The sequence below is a fragment of the Bacillus cereus group sp. MYBK195-1 genome (genome assembly GCF_051916605.1).
Classification (GTDB): Bacteria; Bacillota; Bacilli; order Bacillales; family Bacillaceae_G; genus Bacillus_A; species Bacillus_A cereus.
The window spans coordinates 1,062,854-1,078,970 of the sequence record NZ_JBQAGZ010000002.1 but is presented as its reverse complement, the minus strand read 5'-3'; the positions used below and the strand labels follow the sequence as shown (position 1 = coordinate 1,078,970).

Below are 16,117 nucleotides of genomic sequence, written 5' to 3'. Positions count from 1 at the left end.
CCATCGCCGCTCTGTTTTTGATAACGCTTTCACTATCTATCATATAAGAACAAATCTTCGTATGCAACTAAAAATATTTATGACTTATTATATTCTGCAAAATGAATTAGATTCCAATTTAATCGACTTTTATCCCGCGCTCACATTCCTTTTAATAATACATTTGTAGCACTTTTCAAATCTAAATTACATTATGTTTCTTTCCATACAGCATATAATTCTTCTTAATCTAAAGAAATCCTTTATGAAAAAGGATTTCTTTTACTTCTTAATGCTTTTTAACCATTTTTCAAAAATTTGTACCATCCCATGTTTTCCAGCTAATTTCTCTTCCCCTTGTTTCGTCTTATATGGATATAACTGCAAGAAAACACCGCATCCAGACTCAATTTTTTTACTATGCATATGGCTTCCTGGATATACACAAATGACTTCATAAATTGACCTTCGATAATAGACTCGCTTTCCATCCTGTTCTTCTACATACTTTATAGACCAGTACTTATACATTTGCTCAGTTGCTTTCGTATTTCCGACGTGCTGAAAAATATTGTACATTGGACTATACTTCACTTCAATAATAATAGAAGATTTATATACGTATTTCCCATCTTCTTTTACATAACAGTCTAAGCGAATATCTGGCTTCTTCGTATCCTCACCATTGTAAAAATTACTACCTTTACTTAATGCAATAAGAGGATGTGTTTCAATTAAGTCATTAAATGCAACATGCACCTTTATATCATCTCGTTCTAAAACTACTGTCGTTCCATCTTGTAATCCATCTACATAAAAATGTTCTTGTATTTGTTCACGGATAGAGTTTCTAGCTTCAAAACCAATTTGCTCTAAAATTGAAATAACGATAAAAAAAGCGTAATATTCATACACTAAAAACGTTGGCTTATAAACAAATAATAACGATGGAGATTGATCCGTATATTGCGGGAGTACTTCTAAATGATGTAGTAATTGTTGATGTGGTATCGGTAAATCATGTAAGTTCATGTTACTTGTTTCGGTAACTTCCCTCCAAAACGAAGAATGCATTAACATTTGAAAGTATTGTACATTTTCATGCACAATATGCGCCAATATTTTATATTCTTGTATTTTCATTGAGCTCTTTCGTAAATCGGCTTCTTTTAGTAAATGTATATTTTTATATTTTTGCTTCTCTCTATCAGTTACCGATCCATTACGCTCAATTGTTTGTATAATCGTTTTTACGGCTTGAAACTCTTCTGATTTTTTCTTTTTTTCTCTTTCTAAGATTTCCATTGTTTGACGTAAAAAACTTTTTGCTTCAATTAAATAATGATAAAATTGCATCGCTTTATATTTAAGAAATGCATTTTCCTTACTATTTTTTTGTTCCATAAACTTACGATTATAATGTTTGGCATAAGGTTTTCGTTCTGCCACTATAGTTCCTTTTCTTGTTGGCCTTCGCTCTTTTCCTTCCCATTTATATTCATTTATAAATTTTGAGCTTGATTCTATTTTCTTAAAGATTTGCTTTATCATTTTCATTTTTTGGGGTAACTTTCTAAGTAACACTAAATAAGAAGAATCCTCAATATCGCTAAGTGCAGAGAAGGTCTTTTTATAGTAACCTCTATCCAAAATCAACTCATTTAAAATTGACTTCACATAGTCTTGAATCATTTCAAATTGATCATCAAAAAAGTTTTTCGGTACGATTTGAAATGCGCCATAATACGTTGTCTCTTCTATACGCACTTCAAAATGGTATAAACCACAGCGCCATGGATAAAAGAATTCTGTTTTCCCATGTTCATATATTAATACTCTTTGTTTTTTTTCATTTATTTCATATTGAGCCTCTTTTATATTTTTCTGTCCCTCATATACTTTATTCCATATAAAAGTAATATTCATTGGAATTTCATAATTGTACTGCAATCTTATTGGTTTTAATTCTTGTACTTTATAAATACATTGAACTAATGCTGTAGTAGATGTACAAAGACGATTTAATAAAATATAATCTCCTTTCCCCTCATTTCCAATGATTAACTTTAATACAAAAGGGAGCGTTTCATTCGTATCAACGATTTTTGTTTCGTAACGCCCTTCATTTTGCATATCCATACAGCTCCAGTTCTCTACGTTTTTCTCGTATATATGCTAAAGAGTGTTCAAATGTAGATACTCTGTTTGCAAGTGCAGATTGCAAAAGAGGTACTAAGGTCGCCCCCCTTTTTGCTTCTTCAGAAAGTAAAGGCCCAACCATCATTTCGGTCCCTCTGATTTTCGTCAATACACGCTGCTTTATTTGTAAATCAAACCCCTCTTCTCTACTGATCATATAGGTATGATTATTTTGGAACGGTATGTTTTGCAAATAAGTCGCAATTGCATTTGCACATCGGAAAGAAATTCCCTTAGACGCGTCATGTGATGACAATACGACATGCAACTTATCTAATAGCTCTAATTCTTCTTCAGAAAACACTTCAATCATCGCTTTATTTCTCATCCAATTTATCCGAAATTCTCCCGCTGTTACTTTCAAAGGTGGATGTAATACGACTTTCCCCTGTTCCATGTCCATCTCACAAAACGGAATTTTCTGTAACGTTATTAGGTTCGTTCGATCTAATAATCGATCAGAGAGCTCTTTTGTTGTTTCATCAAAATTCACAGTACCTACAAATATAATATTTTCTCCAATTTCAATTGTTGATGGAATTGAATTCTCTATGTCCTGTACACCCTCATACAAGTTTAAAATACGATTTTTTGTTTCAAGTTCAAGAACAGATAGAAACGGAGTAAACCAATGCTCAATATAAGACATGTTCATTTCATCAAAAACGATTATATACAGTTGATTGGGATTTTCTTTCGCCTTCATTAACGTTCTAACTAACTTCGTTTCACTTTCAATAAAAGTACCATTTGGATGAAGGTAACCAAGTAAATCATGTGGTTCTTGATACGATGGCGAAATCGGAATCCAAACCAACTCTTCCCCATACTGTAACCCTAATGCTTCTGCATAAGTTTGCACAAACCGTGATTTCCCAACGCCCGGTATACCACCAAGAATCGTTAACATATTTGTTTTTACACTTATATGGAAATTATAAATATCCGTTTCATCCAAATATAACCCTTTATTATGCACCATACTTTGTACATACTGTAAAAAAGACGATTCACGCTCATCCCATTCCCATTCATCTTTTTGTACTTTTATATCCTCTACTTCAACTAGCTTACCTTCTTCATGCATTCGTTTTTTTAATTGCTCATACACATAATCACTTACAAAATATAATTGATCTTCTACCGCTATTTCTACATACTTCGTCCAGTCACTGCAGTTTATATATTTACATTCACGTTTCTGTTCAAAATAGGCGATTGAGCTAATTGATGACTTTAGGGATATGTTTCCGTAAAGTCTTCCATCGTGCCACAATAATTCGGGAGGCTCAAAGTCTTTCGGAAATTTTGGCATAAGAAATGATAAATAACCGTTGCTAAGTTTTCGTTCTAAAGATTCTCTTTTTTTATTATTTGTAACTTTAGGTGCCGGAATCATTTTATAGCTGCTTGCTATTTCTTTCGGTTCTTCTGTACATATTAACTCCACGTATACATTTCCTCTTTCATAATAAAGACGAAACATTACTAGTTGCTTTTCTAATTTCCTCTTCTTTAATTCCGAAAAGATTTTTTCATTCTTTTTATTGCTACATAACCCTTCAAATACATATGGTTCATTTGTAAATTGTTCCTGTAAAGTGAATGGTATTGGCGATAAGCATTGTACAAAGAAATTCTCTCCACTCTTCTCTTTCTCAGCTTTTGTAAATTTCCCTAAAAATCTCATATAGTACATTCGTTTTATAAAACTTGGCTGAAGAGCTTTATGTAATTTCACCTTAGTCACCTTCTTTTTTCATACTATTCTTAGTGTATGAAAGAAACGAAAAACTAGAAATAAAAAACCTGACGTTATCCGCCAGGTTCAAAATAAAAACTTATATTAATGAGAAGGAAATGCTTTTTTCTCTTGTAAAATTGCATTATGAGCAATTTTCATTTTCGCAAGTACGTAACGTAATCGATCTTCAGCGTTTTCATCTTTACTTATTTGTAATTCCGCCAAATTTTCAACAGAACTTGCTAAATTTTCAATGACTCCTCTCAGTTCAGGATGATGATTAAAAAAAGATTCTTGCACTAATACTTTCCTTAACTCACTAGCTAAATCAATTATTCTAGACAACTGTTCTTTTTTTTCCATTCTCATCCCTCCTGAATATCTTATGTAGTAAATATTCTCTAAACAAAGAAAAAAGCCCTTTAAATGAAAAGGACTTTTTACATTTTTATATTTCCAGTTAATAACATATATATGGATGTGATAGCCGCAACAATAATTGCCCACATCACATATTTCTCTGCACCTACAAAGCAACGGTTCCCTTGTTCTTTTCTTGCAAACGTATAAACAATAATTCCAATTCCATACACAATTGAAACGAGTAGTAAATTCTTTAAACCAGCTGCATAAAGAAGCCATACAGAGTAAATAGAAGCAATTAAAGCCAACGCTCCGTTTTTTAATTTTGCGTCTTTTAGCTCGTTTGTAATGACTAATTTAAATTGGAATAACGCTGATAATAAATATGGTAATAAAATTGATGTTGATGCAATGAAATACATAATTTGATATGTCGATTCCGAAAACAAAACGATGATAAATATAATTTGGGCAACACCATTTGAAATCCATAATGCCATGTGCGGTGTTTGCTTTTTATTTGTTTTCGTAAAGACTTTCGGAAATACGCCATCTTTTCCTGCTACATGAGAAATTTCAGAAACAAGTAAAAACCAGCCAATTAATGTACCGACAAGTGAAGCAACTAATCCGATGTTAATCGCAACTGCACCCCATGGGCCAACAACGTGCTCTAATACATGTCCCATTGACGGAGTTTCTAACACAGAAAGTTCGCCTCTTGTCATAGCTCCCATTGACAGGACAGAAATTAAAATATAAATGGACATTACTAAAATAAGTCCCAATACTGTTGCCTTACCAACATCTCGACTATTCTTCGCTCTTCCAGATAATACAACCGCTCCTTCAACTCCAATGAAAACCCAAAGTGTTACAAGCATTGTATTTTTCACTTGACCAAGTATAGCGGAAAGTGAGATCGTTCCTTCTCCCCAAAAATCATGTGTAAATGTGTCCCAGCGAAAGGCTGTTACCATTACAACAATAAATAAAACGATTGGAACTAACTTCCCTATTGTTGCGATAACATTCATAATAGAAGCTTCACGGATCCCAAATAAAATTAGAAAATGAAGTGTCCATAATAAAAGTGATGCCCCAACGATAGACGCAACATTATTTCCTCCTTTGAAAATTGGAAAGAAATAACCTAATGTACTAAACAGTAACATAATTGTTGCGACATTACCTAAGATTCCTGCTAGCCAATATCCCCAAGCACTATTAAATCCAATATATTCACCAAAACCAGCACGTGCATAACTATAAATTCCACCTTCAAGTTCCGGTTTTTGTCTTGCTAACGTTTGATATACGAGCGCAAGGGGAATCATTCCCATCGCTGTAATACACCAGCCAATTATTATTGCACCACTGTTTGCTCCTACTGCTAAATCATGCGGTAAACTAAAAACACCGCCACCAACCATTGTTCCAACTACTAATGCGATTAATGGAAAAAATCCTAACTTCTTTTCTATTTGTACCACCCCATCTGTCATTCTAGGTGTTATGTTCGTTCAACTATTAAAGTCACCTTTTTCTCTAATAGACGTTTCTCTTATATTTTTTCAGGAAAACATTACTTATTCTAAAAGAAAATGAGCAAAAATGGAATACTTTTTTGAAAAAATGTATAAGTATGCACAAAAAAACCGCTCATTTTGTAATGAACGGTCATTTCAAACATATAAATTTGTATATTTCTTGTAAATTTAACGAAGTAAATTCTCTTTTTGTAAAAATTGTTTTGCGACTTCTTCACTACTTTTACCATTTACGTTAACTTCATAATTCATTTTTCGCATTTCTTCATCTGTAATCTTTCCAGATAATTTATTTAATACCTTTTCAAGTTCAGGATATTTCTGTAACGTTTCTTTTCTTAATAATGGTGCTCCTTGATAAGGTGGGAATAACCCTTTATCATCTTTTAGCACTTTCAGTCCGTATTGCTCCAATTCACTATCTGTTGAATATGCATCAATTACGTTAACATCTCCAGATTCAATTGCGCTATAACGCAGCTTCGGCTCCATCGTTTTAACATTTGAGAACTTATAGTTATATAATTTTTGCATTCCTTTATAACCATCTTCACGATCAGCAAATTCCAATGTAAATCCTACTTTGGCTTCCTGCGCAACATTCCCTAAATCAGAAATTGTATTTATATTCTTTTGATCTGCTATTTTTTTCGGCATGGCTAGTGCATATGTATTGTTATACTCCATTGGCTTCAACATAATCATATTATATTTCTTTTCCATTCCAACGCGAGCCTGCTCATATACTTCATCACGATTTGTACTCTTTGGTTCTTCTTTCACGAAAGTAGATAAAGCTGTTCCTGAAAATTCTGGGTATATATCTACTTCCCCTGATTTCAACGCTTCAAATACAAATGCTGTTTTCCCAAGACCTGGTTTTAATTGTACGTGTAAATCTGTATCTTGTTCAATAAGCTGCTTATACATTTGAATTAAAATTTCAGGTTCTGATCCAAGTTTGCCCGCAATAACAATATCTTTCTTTTCTGTACTCCAAAGAAATGGAGAAGCAATCATTATACAAACAATACATATCGTCAATATAACACGCTTAGAAGAGCGTTTCGGCCGTTCAAGTATGCGAAGTACTATATCAAAGAATAAAGCGAGTAACGCGGCTGGTACGGCCCCTAAAATGATAAGTGCATGATCATTTCGATCTATACCTAATAATATAAGCTTACCGAGCCCACCAGCACCAATGAGAGCTGCTAATGTAGCCGTTCCAACAATTAATACCATCGCTGTACGAATACCGGCCATAATAATAGGCAATGCAAGAGGAAGTTCTACCTTCCACAATCTTCTCCAACTATTCATCCCCATAGCTTTCGCGGCTTCTATTAGAGATTCATCTAATTCCCTTATTCCTGTATATGTATTTCGTAAAATAGGTAATAGTGCATACACAACTAATGCGATAATCGCTGGAAGTTTTCCGATTCCTACTAACGGAATTAAGAGTCCAAGCAATGCAAGTGATGGCACTGTCTGCATTACTGCAGAAGTTCCTATTATAAATTCAGCCATTCGTTCTTTTCTTGTTAATAAGATGCCAAGTGGCACTGCTATAATTACTGCAAAAAATAATGAAATAAGCGATATTTGTAAATGCTCACTTAATGCAGTTAGTAATTCTATTTTTCGTTCTTGGAACGTTTGTATAAAATTAGTCACTGTTTAGCCTCTTTCCTTCATTTGTTCAACAATGTAATTGACAATATGACGACTTGTTAACGCTCCAATATATTGACCGTTTTCTTCAACTGGAACGACCTCTTCATCACGCACACGAACTAGTGCTTCTTGTAAGGAAGAATGTAATGATAGCGCCTGCCCTTCTAATTGCACACTTTGATCAAGTGGCAATACATCTGCTACACTTTTCCCCTCATACCAAGTTCGCCCATGATTTCCAATGAACTCCTCTACAAATTCATTTTTCGGATTATGTATAATTCCTTCTGGTGTATCTAGTTGAACAACTTTTCCTTCTTTCATAATACAAATGCGATCTCCAAGTGATAATGCTTCTTGCATATCATGTGTTACGAACACGATTGTTTTTTGAATCTTTTTTTGCAACTGTACAATATCCTTCTGAAGCTGTTCCCTACTTAATGGATCTAACGCACTAAATGGTTCATCCATAAGAACGATTTTCGGGTTTGCGGCTAATGCTCGCACGACACCGACACGTTGTTTTTGTCCTCCTGACAATTCATCAGGCATACGATCTCGATATATATCCGGCTCTAATCCAACCATATGTAACAAGTCATCGACGCGTGCTTTAATTTCTTTTTTGCTCCATTGCCTCATTTCAGGAACAACTGCAATATTTTCAGCGATTGTCATATGAGGAAACAAAGCAATCTGTTGCAACACGTATCCTATATCCCAACGTAATTCGTTTATATTATATTGTTGAATATCTTTTCCATCGATTAAAATCGATCCTTCAGTCGTTTCGATTAAACGATTAATCATCTTCATTGTCGTGGTTTTCCCGCAACCACTCGGACCGATAAGAACAAAAAATTCTCCCTTTTTAATTTCTAAATGCAATGAATCCACTGCTTTCGTGCCATCTTCATACGATTTTGACACATGATTAAATTGAATCACAAATACAACTCCTTTACTGTTGTTTCCTTTATTTTGATGGAATATGGCATTCATTTCAAATGATACGCTTTTAAATAAAAAAAGAGCTCACATTTGAGCTCTAACGGTCGAACAATATTGTTTTCATAATAGCAGCATATTCGCGAACATACATTTTTCTCTTAGAACGAATTGGTGTTTCAGCAGCTAGTGCCTCCATCTTCATGCCTAAACGCTTTGCAATTATTTTCGTTCGATATAAATGATACGTATTACTTACAACTACCGCATGTTTCACATTATATAAATCCATACTAAACTTTAAGTTTTCATACGTATTTGTAGATTGATCTTCTATTAAAATACGACTCTCATCTATACCGTGTACCATTAAATAGTTTCTCATGCTGTGAGCTTCCGGTATATCTTCATCTTCTCCTTGACCACCTGAAACAATTACTTTCGCTTCAGGATGGGAAAATAAATACTCCAACGCTACATCCAAACGATTTTGAAGAGATAAAGACGGTCTATCTCCAAATAACTTTGCACCCAGTATAAGAACGTACGGAGAGTGATAGCTCAACTTTTCACGAGCAACTTTGTTCATTCTAAACGTCATATAAATGATGTATAGTGGCGGTAATAATAAAATGATAAGAAAGATCCATTTGTTCATAAATAAGTTTGCACTCCCTTTCTTTTTATTATACAGAAAAAGAAAGGGCGGCAGAAGTGTTTTTTTAAACGATTGATTTATTAGAAACATTCGCCGCTACTTTACGTTGTGATAGTACATAATAAATAGCGATTCCTAATGAGAAGATCAATATGCAGCTTAATACGTAAAATGGAAGCATTACTCCGGCTTTAGATACACCCGCTGTAAACAGCATTAATAATACAATTCGTATTCCAGTACCAATTAGGCGAAATAAGCTGTCTACACGTCCCATTACTTCGTTTGGAATTTCCTCCATCATCAATACATTTCTCGCCACTCTTGTACCCGCATTTCCAACTGCTTGAAAAATTGCAAGTCCATATAAGAAAATTACGGAAGGTTCAATAATCATTGCGGTAATTGAAATTACATAAATGAACATCGTCATAACGATTGAAACTTCTGTTTTTACATATTTCATTATGAGTGGAATACAGATTCCTGCAACAACCGCTCCGACACCGTACATCATTCCCTCTATTGCGTATACAGAGGCATTGGCTTTAAGTATATCCGAAATATAAACTGGTATTAAATAATTTGCCATCATAACACCTATAAACGGCATATAAGTGGCCAGTAAGAACCAAAAGAGCTTAGGACGTTTTTTCATAAAGTGAATTCCTTCAAACAATTGCTTCTTAAATGTTATTTTTCTTTTCACTTCTTTTTTCTTTACGTACGGTATACATAAGAAAAGAAAAAATGCTCCAACAAAAGTTAACATGTCTACTAACAAAATCCACTTCAAAGATACAATTTCAATTAAGAAGCTCGCGGCCGCTCCAGAAATAACTTGTGTTAACTGTCCTTGTATTTCCATCGTTCCACTTAAACTTTTATAATGTTCTGCTTGAAATATCTCTTGGTTGAACGCAAATATTGTAGGATAAAATAATAAATAGTAGAATGATCCGGCTATATAAATAAGAATATAGTGAATAGAATGATAAGGTTGCCCAGCAAATCCCCATATAACCATTATTCCGATTACGGCTATTCCGATTCCTTCGTTACATAGCAATAAAGATTTTCTTGAAAAACGATCAATACTTTGCCCAATGAATGGTGTTAATAAAAACATAATGAGGGTTGCAATGATAGAAACATAACCAAATGTTGTCTCTCCTCCACTCTCTTTAATTAACAGCCAAGGAATCGTTATCATAACAATTCCAGAACCAATAGCAGATAGACTATTGGCTCCTAGAATGTAATACAAGCGAGAATCATGATAAAGTGAGGACATATCATTCCACTCCTAGTTGTTTTTTCACCTCTTTATATACGCTCATATATGCTTTCAATTCTTTAACTACATCATGAATTAATGGTTTTGCATCTTCCCCAAGTTCACCATCTTGCACATGTAATCCATCAAGCACAACTTGTTTTGGAATTGCATTTGCATAAACACCTCTAGCGACCGTTCGCATGCTGTTTAATGCATTTATTCCACCTTTACCGCCACCAGCAACCGCTAACAACGCAACTGGTTTATGAATAAATTCACTACTACTTAAGTAATCTAAAGAGTTTTTCAGCGCACCGCTCATCGCATTATGATATTCTGGTGTACATAATACAACCCCATCCGCAGCTTTCACTAACGTTTTTAATTTTTTTACTGCCTCTAAATCACGTTGCGACTCTTCTCCATTGTATAAAGGTAACTCCTCAATTGCTAAATCATATAATTCTCCTTCAAATTGATCCGCAATATATTTTGCCACCACGCGAGTTCTACCAAATTTTCTTGGTGTACCGTTAATAACGACTAGTTTCATGATTATTTCTCCCCTTTGTTTTCAAGTTCAACTTATATATTATCAGAAATTTCTATACAAAACACAATATAAAGAGTTAACTTGTTTCATAAAATAGTATGATAAACAAAAAAGAACTCATACTTTCGTATGAGTTTCGTACAATTACTTTGATTCATCTCTCATGCTCAATGTACCTAAACTTTCATTTGCTTCAAAATGATTATATGCTTTTTCCGCTAATCTTTTCCGTTCTTCTGGTAATTCTATATATTTCATTACGTTTTCAATTATTTTTTCGTACGGAGTAAATACAATTCCTGGCCACTCTACCTCATCTTCTGGATTACTATTTTCGGAAATAATAAATTTCTTATTCGCGACTGCATAAGACACGCGAGGTGTTTCAAGAATTCCTGATAAGTAAAAATGAATATTTAATATAATTTTAGCTCTAGCAATCAATTCATTTCTAACAATTCCCCACGCATTATTTTTAAAAACTATATTTAAATTCGGGGCAATCGCTTTTAGATGATCAAAAATAGCTTGTCGCCTCGGATTAAGAGCACCTATAAACAGAATATCAATATCTTCAATAATCTCATCTTCAAACGCATCTTTTTTTATTTCCAAAGTTGGAGCATAGTTCATTTCTACATGTTTTATTTCTTTTCCTACCCCTTTTTGTTGAAGCCATTCTATATTTTGTTTACTATAATCCCAAATCACTCTATCTTTTAATAATATTAAATAAAGGGGATGCGCATATGGACTTCCTTCGTATAGCTGTTCTAAATTATAAATAATTGCATCTTTCGGAAGAAGATTCGGGTTATATGCGTATGTATGTGCTCCAAAAACAACTGTATTCTTTGCATTTTCCAGTATTGTTTCTGATATAATTACTGTATTTCCCTCCTGCTCCAACCGCCACTTTAAAGCTCGCGCAACATCTATGAAACTACCGTATGTCTTTGGGCATATAAAAAGACAATAATCATATTCTTTATTCAAATAAACTTCCATTAATCTTAAATTATTTTTATATAAATCTACATCTGGATGTTTAAGTACCAACTCATTTGCATGTTTTCTTGCTACTTTATATAATCCAGCATAATAAGCAGCGATGCATCTTCTTAATTCGATTCTTTCCCGGTCCTCATCTAATACATCCATGTTTAAAAGAAGATTTGCGATACAATACGCTTTTAAATGATCACGATCATAATAATAGTCTAGTAGTGGCATCAATTCTTCATACGTATTTCCATGCACCGATTCTCCTAGTTCAATCGCCCATCGCATTAATTCCATGATTACTCCACTACTCCTTTAATCGAAAATGTATTTAATAAAATTTCGCATTATTCTCTACTATATTTGCTATATGAAATGGAATCTTTTCTTTTATCGATTCCAAATACTTTTGCGACACCGCCCCTAAATGTTTCTTATGAGGTATATAGAAAGCACTAATAGAAATTTCATAGTCAAATAAGTAATCATACACATGATAATCTACAAATAGTAGATCATCCTTTGGAAAAGGAATTTCCTTCCCTTGCAGAGCATACATCAAAGCAATATTGTTTTGAGATCGTAATCGATACAACCTTGCAAGTTGGTATAATGGTTCAGCCCGGGTTGGTCTATATTCCCACGCTTTTTGAAAATAAAAAACAGCTAACGCTAAATATTGCTCTTCTTGCCCTTTAACAGTTTCTTTTTCATCAGCATCTGTCACTTCATTTTGTTTATTTGCTGAACGATTTGCTAACTGCTCATAACAAAATCCTATTCGCAATAACGAATAGAATACCTCTTCAACCCATCCTCCTGCTTCCACTCGTTTTTTATACCATTTAATTGAATTCTCAAATTGACTTAAATGAAAATAAGTCTGAGCTAAATAAAATAAATATCTTATATGCAAATCTGGCGTTGTTTCTGGGTCGTTTATTCCTTGTAACAACAACCTCTCATCTCTTTCAAATTTATCAGCTTTGCTCCCGCCATCTCCGGGATCATTCACGACAAGAGTCTCTAACCGAGCTACCCTCGTATTGTAATTCGCTCCAACTTTTGAACGATCTATATCCCAATACTCATGAGTAACACCGACAGATTTCCATGGTAAAGAAGCTTTTAAAAGACGCGTAAGCCAATATTTAATATGAACATCATATTGTAATGTAAGATAATGATCTTCCGTTAAGCTCGTTTTATCGAAATTCGGATCAACCTCTAAAATCATATCCGCATCTAATATTAATAAATAATCTGCTTCTGGGTATGTTTTTTGCGCTAACGAAACAGCTAAGCTTCTGTTATAACCAAAGTTTTTAAACGGCTCATGATGAACCGTCCCAGGTATCTCATTTTCCTTACACCAATTTTCAATAATTTCAGGCGTATTATCCGTCGATCCAGTATCACAAATAGAAACAAAGTCTACAATTGATTTTGTTGCATTTAAACATCTTTCCATAATTCTAGACTCATTTTTGACGATCATACAAAGACATAACTTTTTTTCTTCCTTTACAGACTTCACTTGCTCATTTCCCATTTAACCACCTCATATTTTATTAACACGCTCTTCTCATATGTAACAACATTTCTTAGCTATACTGATGACATAAGCACCCTTTTACTATTTATGAAAACTTCATTTTATTTATTCTTACTTTTATGTTGGGACATATTTCATGTAGCGCTTTATATTTGATACAATCAATACAAAAAACATAATGCGGGAATCCTTACATTTCAAAGTCTAAGAGGAGGTTAGTGTCATTTGTGACAAAAAAACGATGATTGATTGGTATTTTTAAATTAGTAATTTCTTAAACTATAAAAAAGAAACTTGCGCTTATGCACAAGTTTCTTTTCAAAAACATCCTTATTTTTTCACAACTTCATGTCCACCGAACTGATTACGTAGTGCTGAAACTACTTTTCCATGGAATGTATCATCTTCCTGAGAACGATAGCGCATAAATAATGACATAGCGATTACTGGTGCTGCAGCTTGAAGTTCAAGTGCAGTTTCAACAGTCCATTTTCCTTCTCCTGAAGAGTTCATTACACCTTTAATGCCATCTAGTTTGGGATCTTCTGCAAATGCTTTTTCAGTTAAGTCCATTAACCAACCACGGATAACTGATCCATTCGCCCATACTTTTGCAACATCTTCATAATTGAAATCAAAGTCACTCTTATCTAGTACTTCAAATCCTTCAGCGATTGCTTGCATCATGCCGTACTCAATACCGTTATGAACCATTTTTAAGAAATGACCACTACCAACACGGCCAGCATAAGAATAGCCATTTTCTACTGCTAAATCTTTAAATAAAGGTTCTAATTGGTCGTAAATTTCTTTTTCTCCACCAACCATTAAGCAAGCACCGTATCTAGCTCCTTCTACACCGCCTGATGTACCGATATCTACATAATGTAATCCGAAGCTTTTTGCTTCTTCAGCACGGCGTAACGTATCTTTATAGAATGAATTTCCGCCTTCAATAACGATATCACCTTCATCTAATAACGGATATACATCTTTTAGTACTGACTCTACAACTTCTCCTGCAGGCACCATTACCCAAATTGTACGAGGAGCTTCTAGTTCAGCAATCATTTCTTTTAATGTATGACGTGCAGCAATTCCTAGTTTTCCTGCCTTTTCAACAAGCTCTTTATTTACATCGTATACTACTACTTCATGCTTGTCTTCATGTAAGTGTTCAGCTAATGGGAATCCCATTTTTCCTAATCCAATTAAACCTAGTTTCATATTAATCAATCTCCTATTCTATACAAATATATTTAATATCGAAATTAGCCCAAGTGCTACTACAGATAATATAGTCTCCATTGCAGTCCATGTTAATAACGTTTCTTTCACAGTCATTCCGAAATACTCTTTAATCATCCAAAATCCTGAATCATTTACATGTGATAAAATTAATGACCCTGCACCAGTTGCAAGTGCTAGTAGTTCAACATTTACACCTGGTGTACTTGCTGCAATCGGTGCAACAATTCCAGCCGCTGTCATCATAGAGACAGTAGCTGATCCAGTTGCAATTCGAATAAGTGCCGCAATTCCCCACCCTAATAATATCGGTGAAATATGTGATTCTTTCGCCATATCTGCAATTGTCGTTCCAATTCCAGAATCTAATAATACTTTATTAAATGCGCCGCCTGCACCAATCACTAACAATATGTTTGCAATAGGTCCAAGGCAATCATTTGTAAATTGTAACACTTTATCTTTTGAGAAACCTTTTGCATATCCAAGACTAAAGAAAGAGTAAATGGTTGCAATTAATAAAGCCACAATCGGATCTCCAATAAAGTGTAATACTTGTGCTAGTTGACTTGTTTTATTTAATGCAACTTCTGCTATTGATGCACCAAGCATAAGAAATACTGGAAGTAAAATTGTAAACAATGTATTCCAAAAGCTAGGAAGCTCTTTTTTATTATCTTTTTCAACAAATTGCTCCGCTATATCTAATGGTACTTCCTTATGTATACGAGCACCAATCCATTTCCCGTAAAGTGGACCTGAAATAATTGCAGTTGGAAGTCCGACAATTAACGCATATAAAATTGTCTTCCCTACATCTGCTTTAAAAATACCAACTGCCGCCATTGCCGCTGGATGCGGTGGAACAAGTCCGTGTACGACTGACAGTCCTGCTACTAGCGGAATACCAATTGTAATAAGTGATACCCCAGTTTCTAACGCAATTGTAAATACTAACGGAATTAATAGTACAAATCCAACTTGGAAAAATACCGGAATCCCGACTAAAAATGCAACGAACATCATCGCCCAGTGAACTCGTTTCTTCCCAAAACGATTAATTAATGTGTTAGCGATACGTTCAGCACCACCAGATTCGGCCATCATTTTTCCAAGCATCGTTCCTAGTGCTAAAACTATCGCTAAAAACCCTAACGTATTACCAAGCCCTAGTTTAATAGAATCAATAATCCCTGGATCTTTTGGTGAAGTTCCAATTAAAGGCATTCCCATTGCTAATCCTACACCAATTGCTGTTAAAATTAATGCGACAAATGGATGCCATTTTACTACCGTAATAAGTAAAAGTAGTATGACAACTGCCGCTAGTACGATCCCAACTACCATTTCTCCCAA

General features: G+C 34.3%; 13 protein-coding genes. All 13 read right to left on the bottom strand.

Features of this window, described 5'->3' with window-relative positions:
- Positions 1 to 261 precede the first annotated feature (261 nt).
- The 13 genes from ACTFRY_RS15225 to ACTFRY_RS15165 all read right to left on the bottom strand — a co-directional run bounded on the left by ACTFRY_RS15225 (position 262) and on the right by ACTFRY_RS15165 (position 16,108).
- A complete protein-coding gene (locus ACTFRY_RS15225; RefSeq protein ID WP_098616752.1) occupies positions 262 to 2,112 on the bottom strand; it encodes a hypothetical protein in 1,851 nt (616 codons plus the stop codon).
- Entirely contained in the window at positions 2,102 to 3,919 is a 1,818-nt protein-coding gene (locus ACTFRY_RS15220; RefSeq protein WP_000766199.1) for an AAA family ATPase, read from the bottom strand. Before ACTFRY_RS15220 ends, ACTFRY_RS15225 begins: the two co-directional genes overlap by 11 nt.
- A gap of 105 nt (positions 3,920 to 4,024) precedes the next feature.
- Positions 4,025 to 4,285 (bottom strand): hypothetical protein, encoded by a 261-nt coding sequence (locus tag ACTFRY_RS15215; protein WP_000412089.1) that lies wholly within the window; start codon positions 4,283 to 4,285, stop codon positions 4,025 to 4,027.
- A gap of 77 nt (positions 4,286 to 4,362) precedes the next feature.
- On the bottom strand, positions 4,363 to 5,790 hold the full coding sequence (locus tag ACTFRY_RS15210; RefSeq protein ID WP_000129444.1) for a basic amino acid/polyamine antiporter: 1,428 nt from the start codon (positions 5,788 to 5,790) through the stop codon (positions 4,363 to 4,365).
- Positions 5,791 to 6,003: 213 nt separating this feature from the next.
- Positions 6,004 to 7,515: an ABC transporter permease/substrate-binding protein gene (locus ACTFRY_RS15205; RefSeq protein WP_000181015.1), complete on the bottom strand. Its 1,512-nt coding sequence runs from the start codon at positions 7,513 to 7,515 to the stop codon at positions 6,004 to 6,006.
- 3 nt (positions 7,516 to 7,518) lie between these two features.
- On the bottom strand, positions 7,519 to 8,466 hold the full coding sequence (locus tag ACTFRY_RS15200; protein WP_000614082.1) for an ABC transporter ATP-binding protein: 948 nt from the start codon (positions 8,464 to 8,466) through the stop codon (positions 7,519 to 7,521).
- Positions 8,467 to 8,566: 100 nt separating this feature from the next.
- Positions 8,567 to 9,124 (bottom strand): YdcF family protein, encoded by a 558-nt coding sequence (locus ACTFRY_RS15195; protein WP_001045713.1) that lies wholly within the window; start codon positions 9,122 to 9,124, stop codon positions 8,567 to 8,569.
- A 64-nt stretch (positions 9,125 to 9,188) separates the two neighbouring features.
- Entirely contained in the window at positions 9,189 to 10,418 is a 1,230-nt protein-coding gene (locus tag ACTFRY_RS15190) for an MFS transporter (protein ID WP_000097171.1), read from the bottom strand.
- Position 10,419: 1 nt separating this feature from the next.
- Positions 10,420 to 10,956 (bottom strand): NADPH-dependent FMN reductase, encoded by a 537-nt coding sequence (locus tag ACTFRY_RS15185; RefSeq protein ID WP_000780355.1) that lies wholly within the window; start codon positions 10,954 to 10,956, stop codon positions 10,420 to 10,422.
- Between the two features lie 144 nt (positions 10,957 to 11,100).
- On the bottom strand, positions 11,101 to 12,255 hold the full coding sequence (locus tag ACTFRY_RS15180; protein ID WP_000422324.1) for a hypothetical protein: 1,155 nt from the start codon (positions 12,253 to 12,255) through the stop codon (positions 11,101 to 11,103).
- Between the two features lie 34 nt (positions 12,256 to 12,289).
- Positions 12,290 to 13,510 (bottom strand): glycosyltransferase, encoded by a 1,221-nt coding sequence (locus tag ACTFRY_RS15175; RefSeq protein ID WP_000526219.1) that lies wholly within the window; start codon positions 13,508 to 13,510, stop codon positions 12,290 to 12,292.
- Positions 13,511 to 13,843: 333 nt separating this feature from the next.
- Entirely contained in the window at positions 13,844 to 14,740 is an 897-nt protein-coding gene (gene gnd, locus ACTFRY_RS15170; RefSeq protein WP_098616750.1) for a phosphogluconate dehydrogenase (NAD(+)-dependent, decarboxylating), read from the bottom strand.
- A gap of 18 nt (positions 14,741 to 14,758) precedes the next feature.
- Positions 14,759 to 16,108 (bottom strand): GntP family permease, encoded by a 1,350-nt coding sequence (locus ACTFRY_RS15165; RefSeq protein WP_000260208.1) that lies wholly within the window; start codon positions 16,106 to 16,108, stop codon positions 14,759 to 14,761.
- Positions 16,109 to 16,117: the final 9 nt, after the last annotated feature.

Excerpts from the sequence above, each read along its gene's own strand:
- ACTFRY_RS15225 (WP_098616752.1), bottom strand. The coding sequence starts at position 2,112 with ATGCAAAATGAAGGGCGTTACGAAACAAAAATCGTTGATACGAATGAA.
- ACTFRY_RS15215 (WP_000412089.1), bottom strand. The coding sequence starts at position 4,285 with ATGGAAAAAAAAGAACAGTTGTCTAGAATAATTGATTTAGCTAGTGAG.
- ACTFRY_RS15210 (WP_000129444.1), bottom strand. The coding sequence starts at position 5,790 with ATGACAGATGGGGTGGTACAAATAGAAAAGAAGTTAGGATTTTTTCCA.
- ACTFRY_RS15195 (WP_001045713.1), bottom strand. The coding sequence starts at position 9,124 with ATGAACAAATGGATCTTTCTTATCATTTTATTATTACCGCCACTATAC.
- ACTFRY_RS15190 (WP_000097171.1), bottom strand. The coding sequence starts at position 10,418 with ATGTCCTCACTTTATCATGATTCTCGCTTGTATTACATTCTAGGAGCC.
- ACTFRY_RS15185 (WP_000780355.1), bottom strand. The coding sequence starts at position 10,956 with ATGAAACTAGTCGTTATTAACGGTACACCAAGAAAATTTGGTAGAACT.
- ACTFRY_RS15180 (WP_000422324.1), bottom strand. The coding sequence starts at position 12,255 with ATGGAATTAATGCGATGGGCGATTGAACTAGGAGAATCGGTGCATGGA.
- ACTFRY_RS15175 (WP_000526219.1), bottom strand. The coding sequence starts at position 13,510 with ATGGGAAATGAGCAAGTGAAGTCTGTAAAGGAAGAAAAAAAGTTATGT.
- gnd (WP_098616750.1), bottom strand. The coding sequence starts at position 14,740 with ATGAAACTAGGTTTAATTGGATTAGGAAAAATGGGATTCCCATTAGCT.
- ACTFRY_RS15165 (WP_000260208.1), bottom strand. The coding sequence starts at position 16,108 with ATGGTAGTTGGGATCGTACTAGCGGCAGTTGTCATACTACTTTTACTT.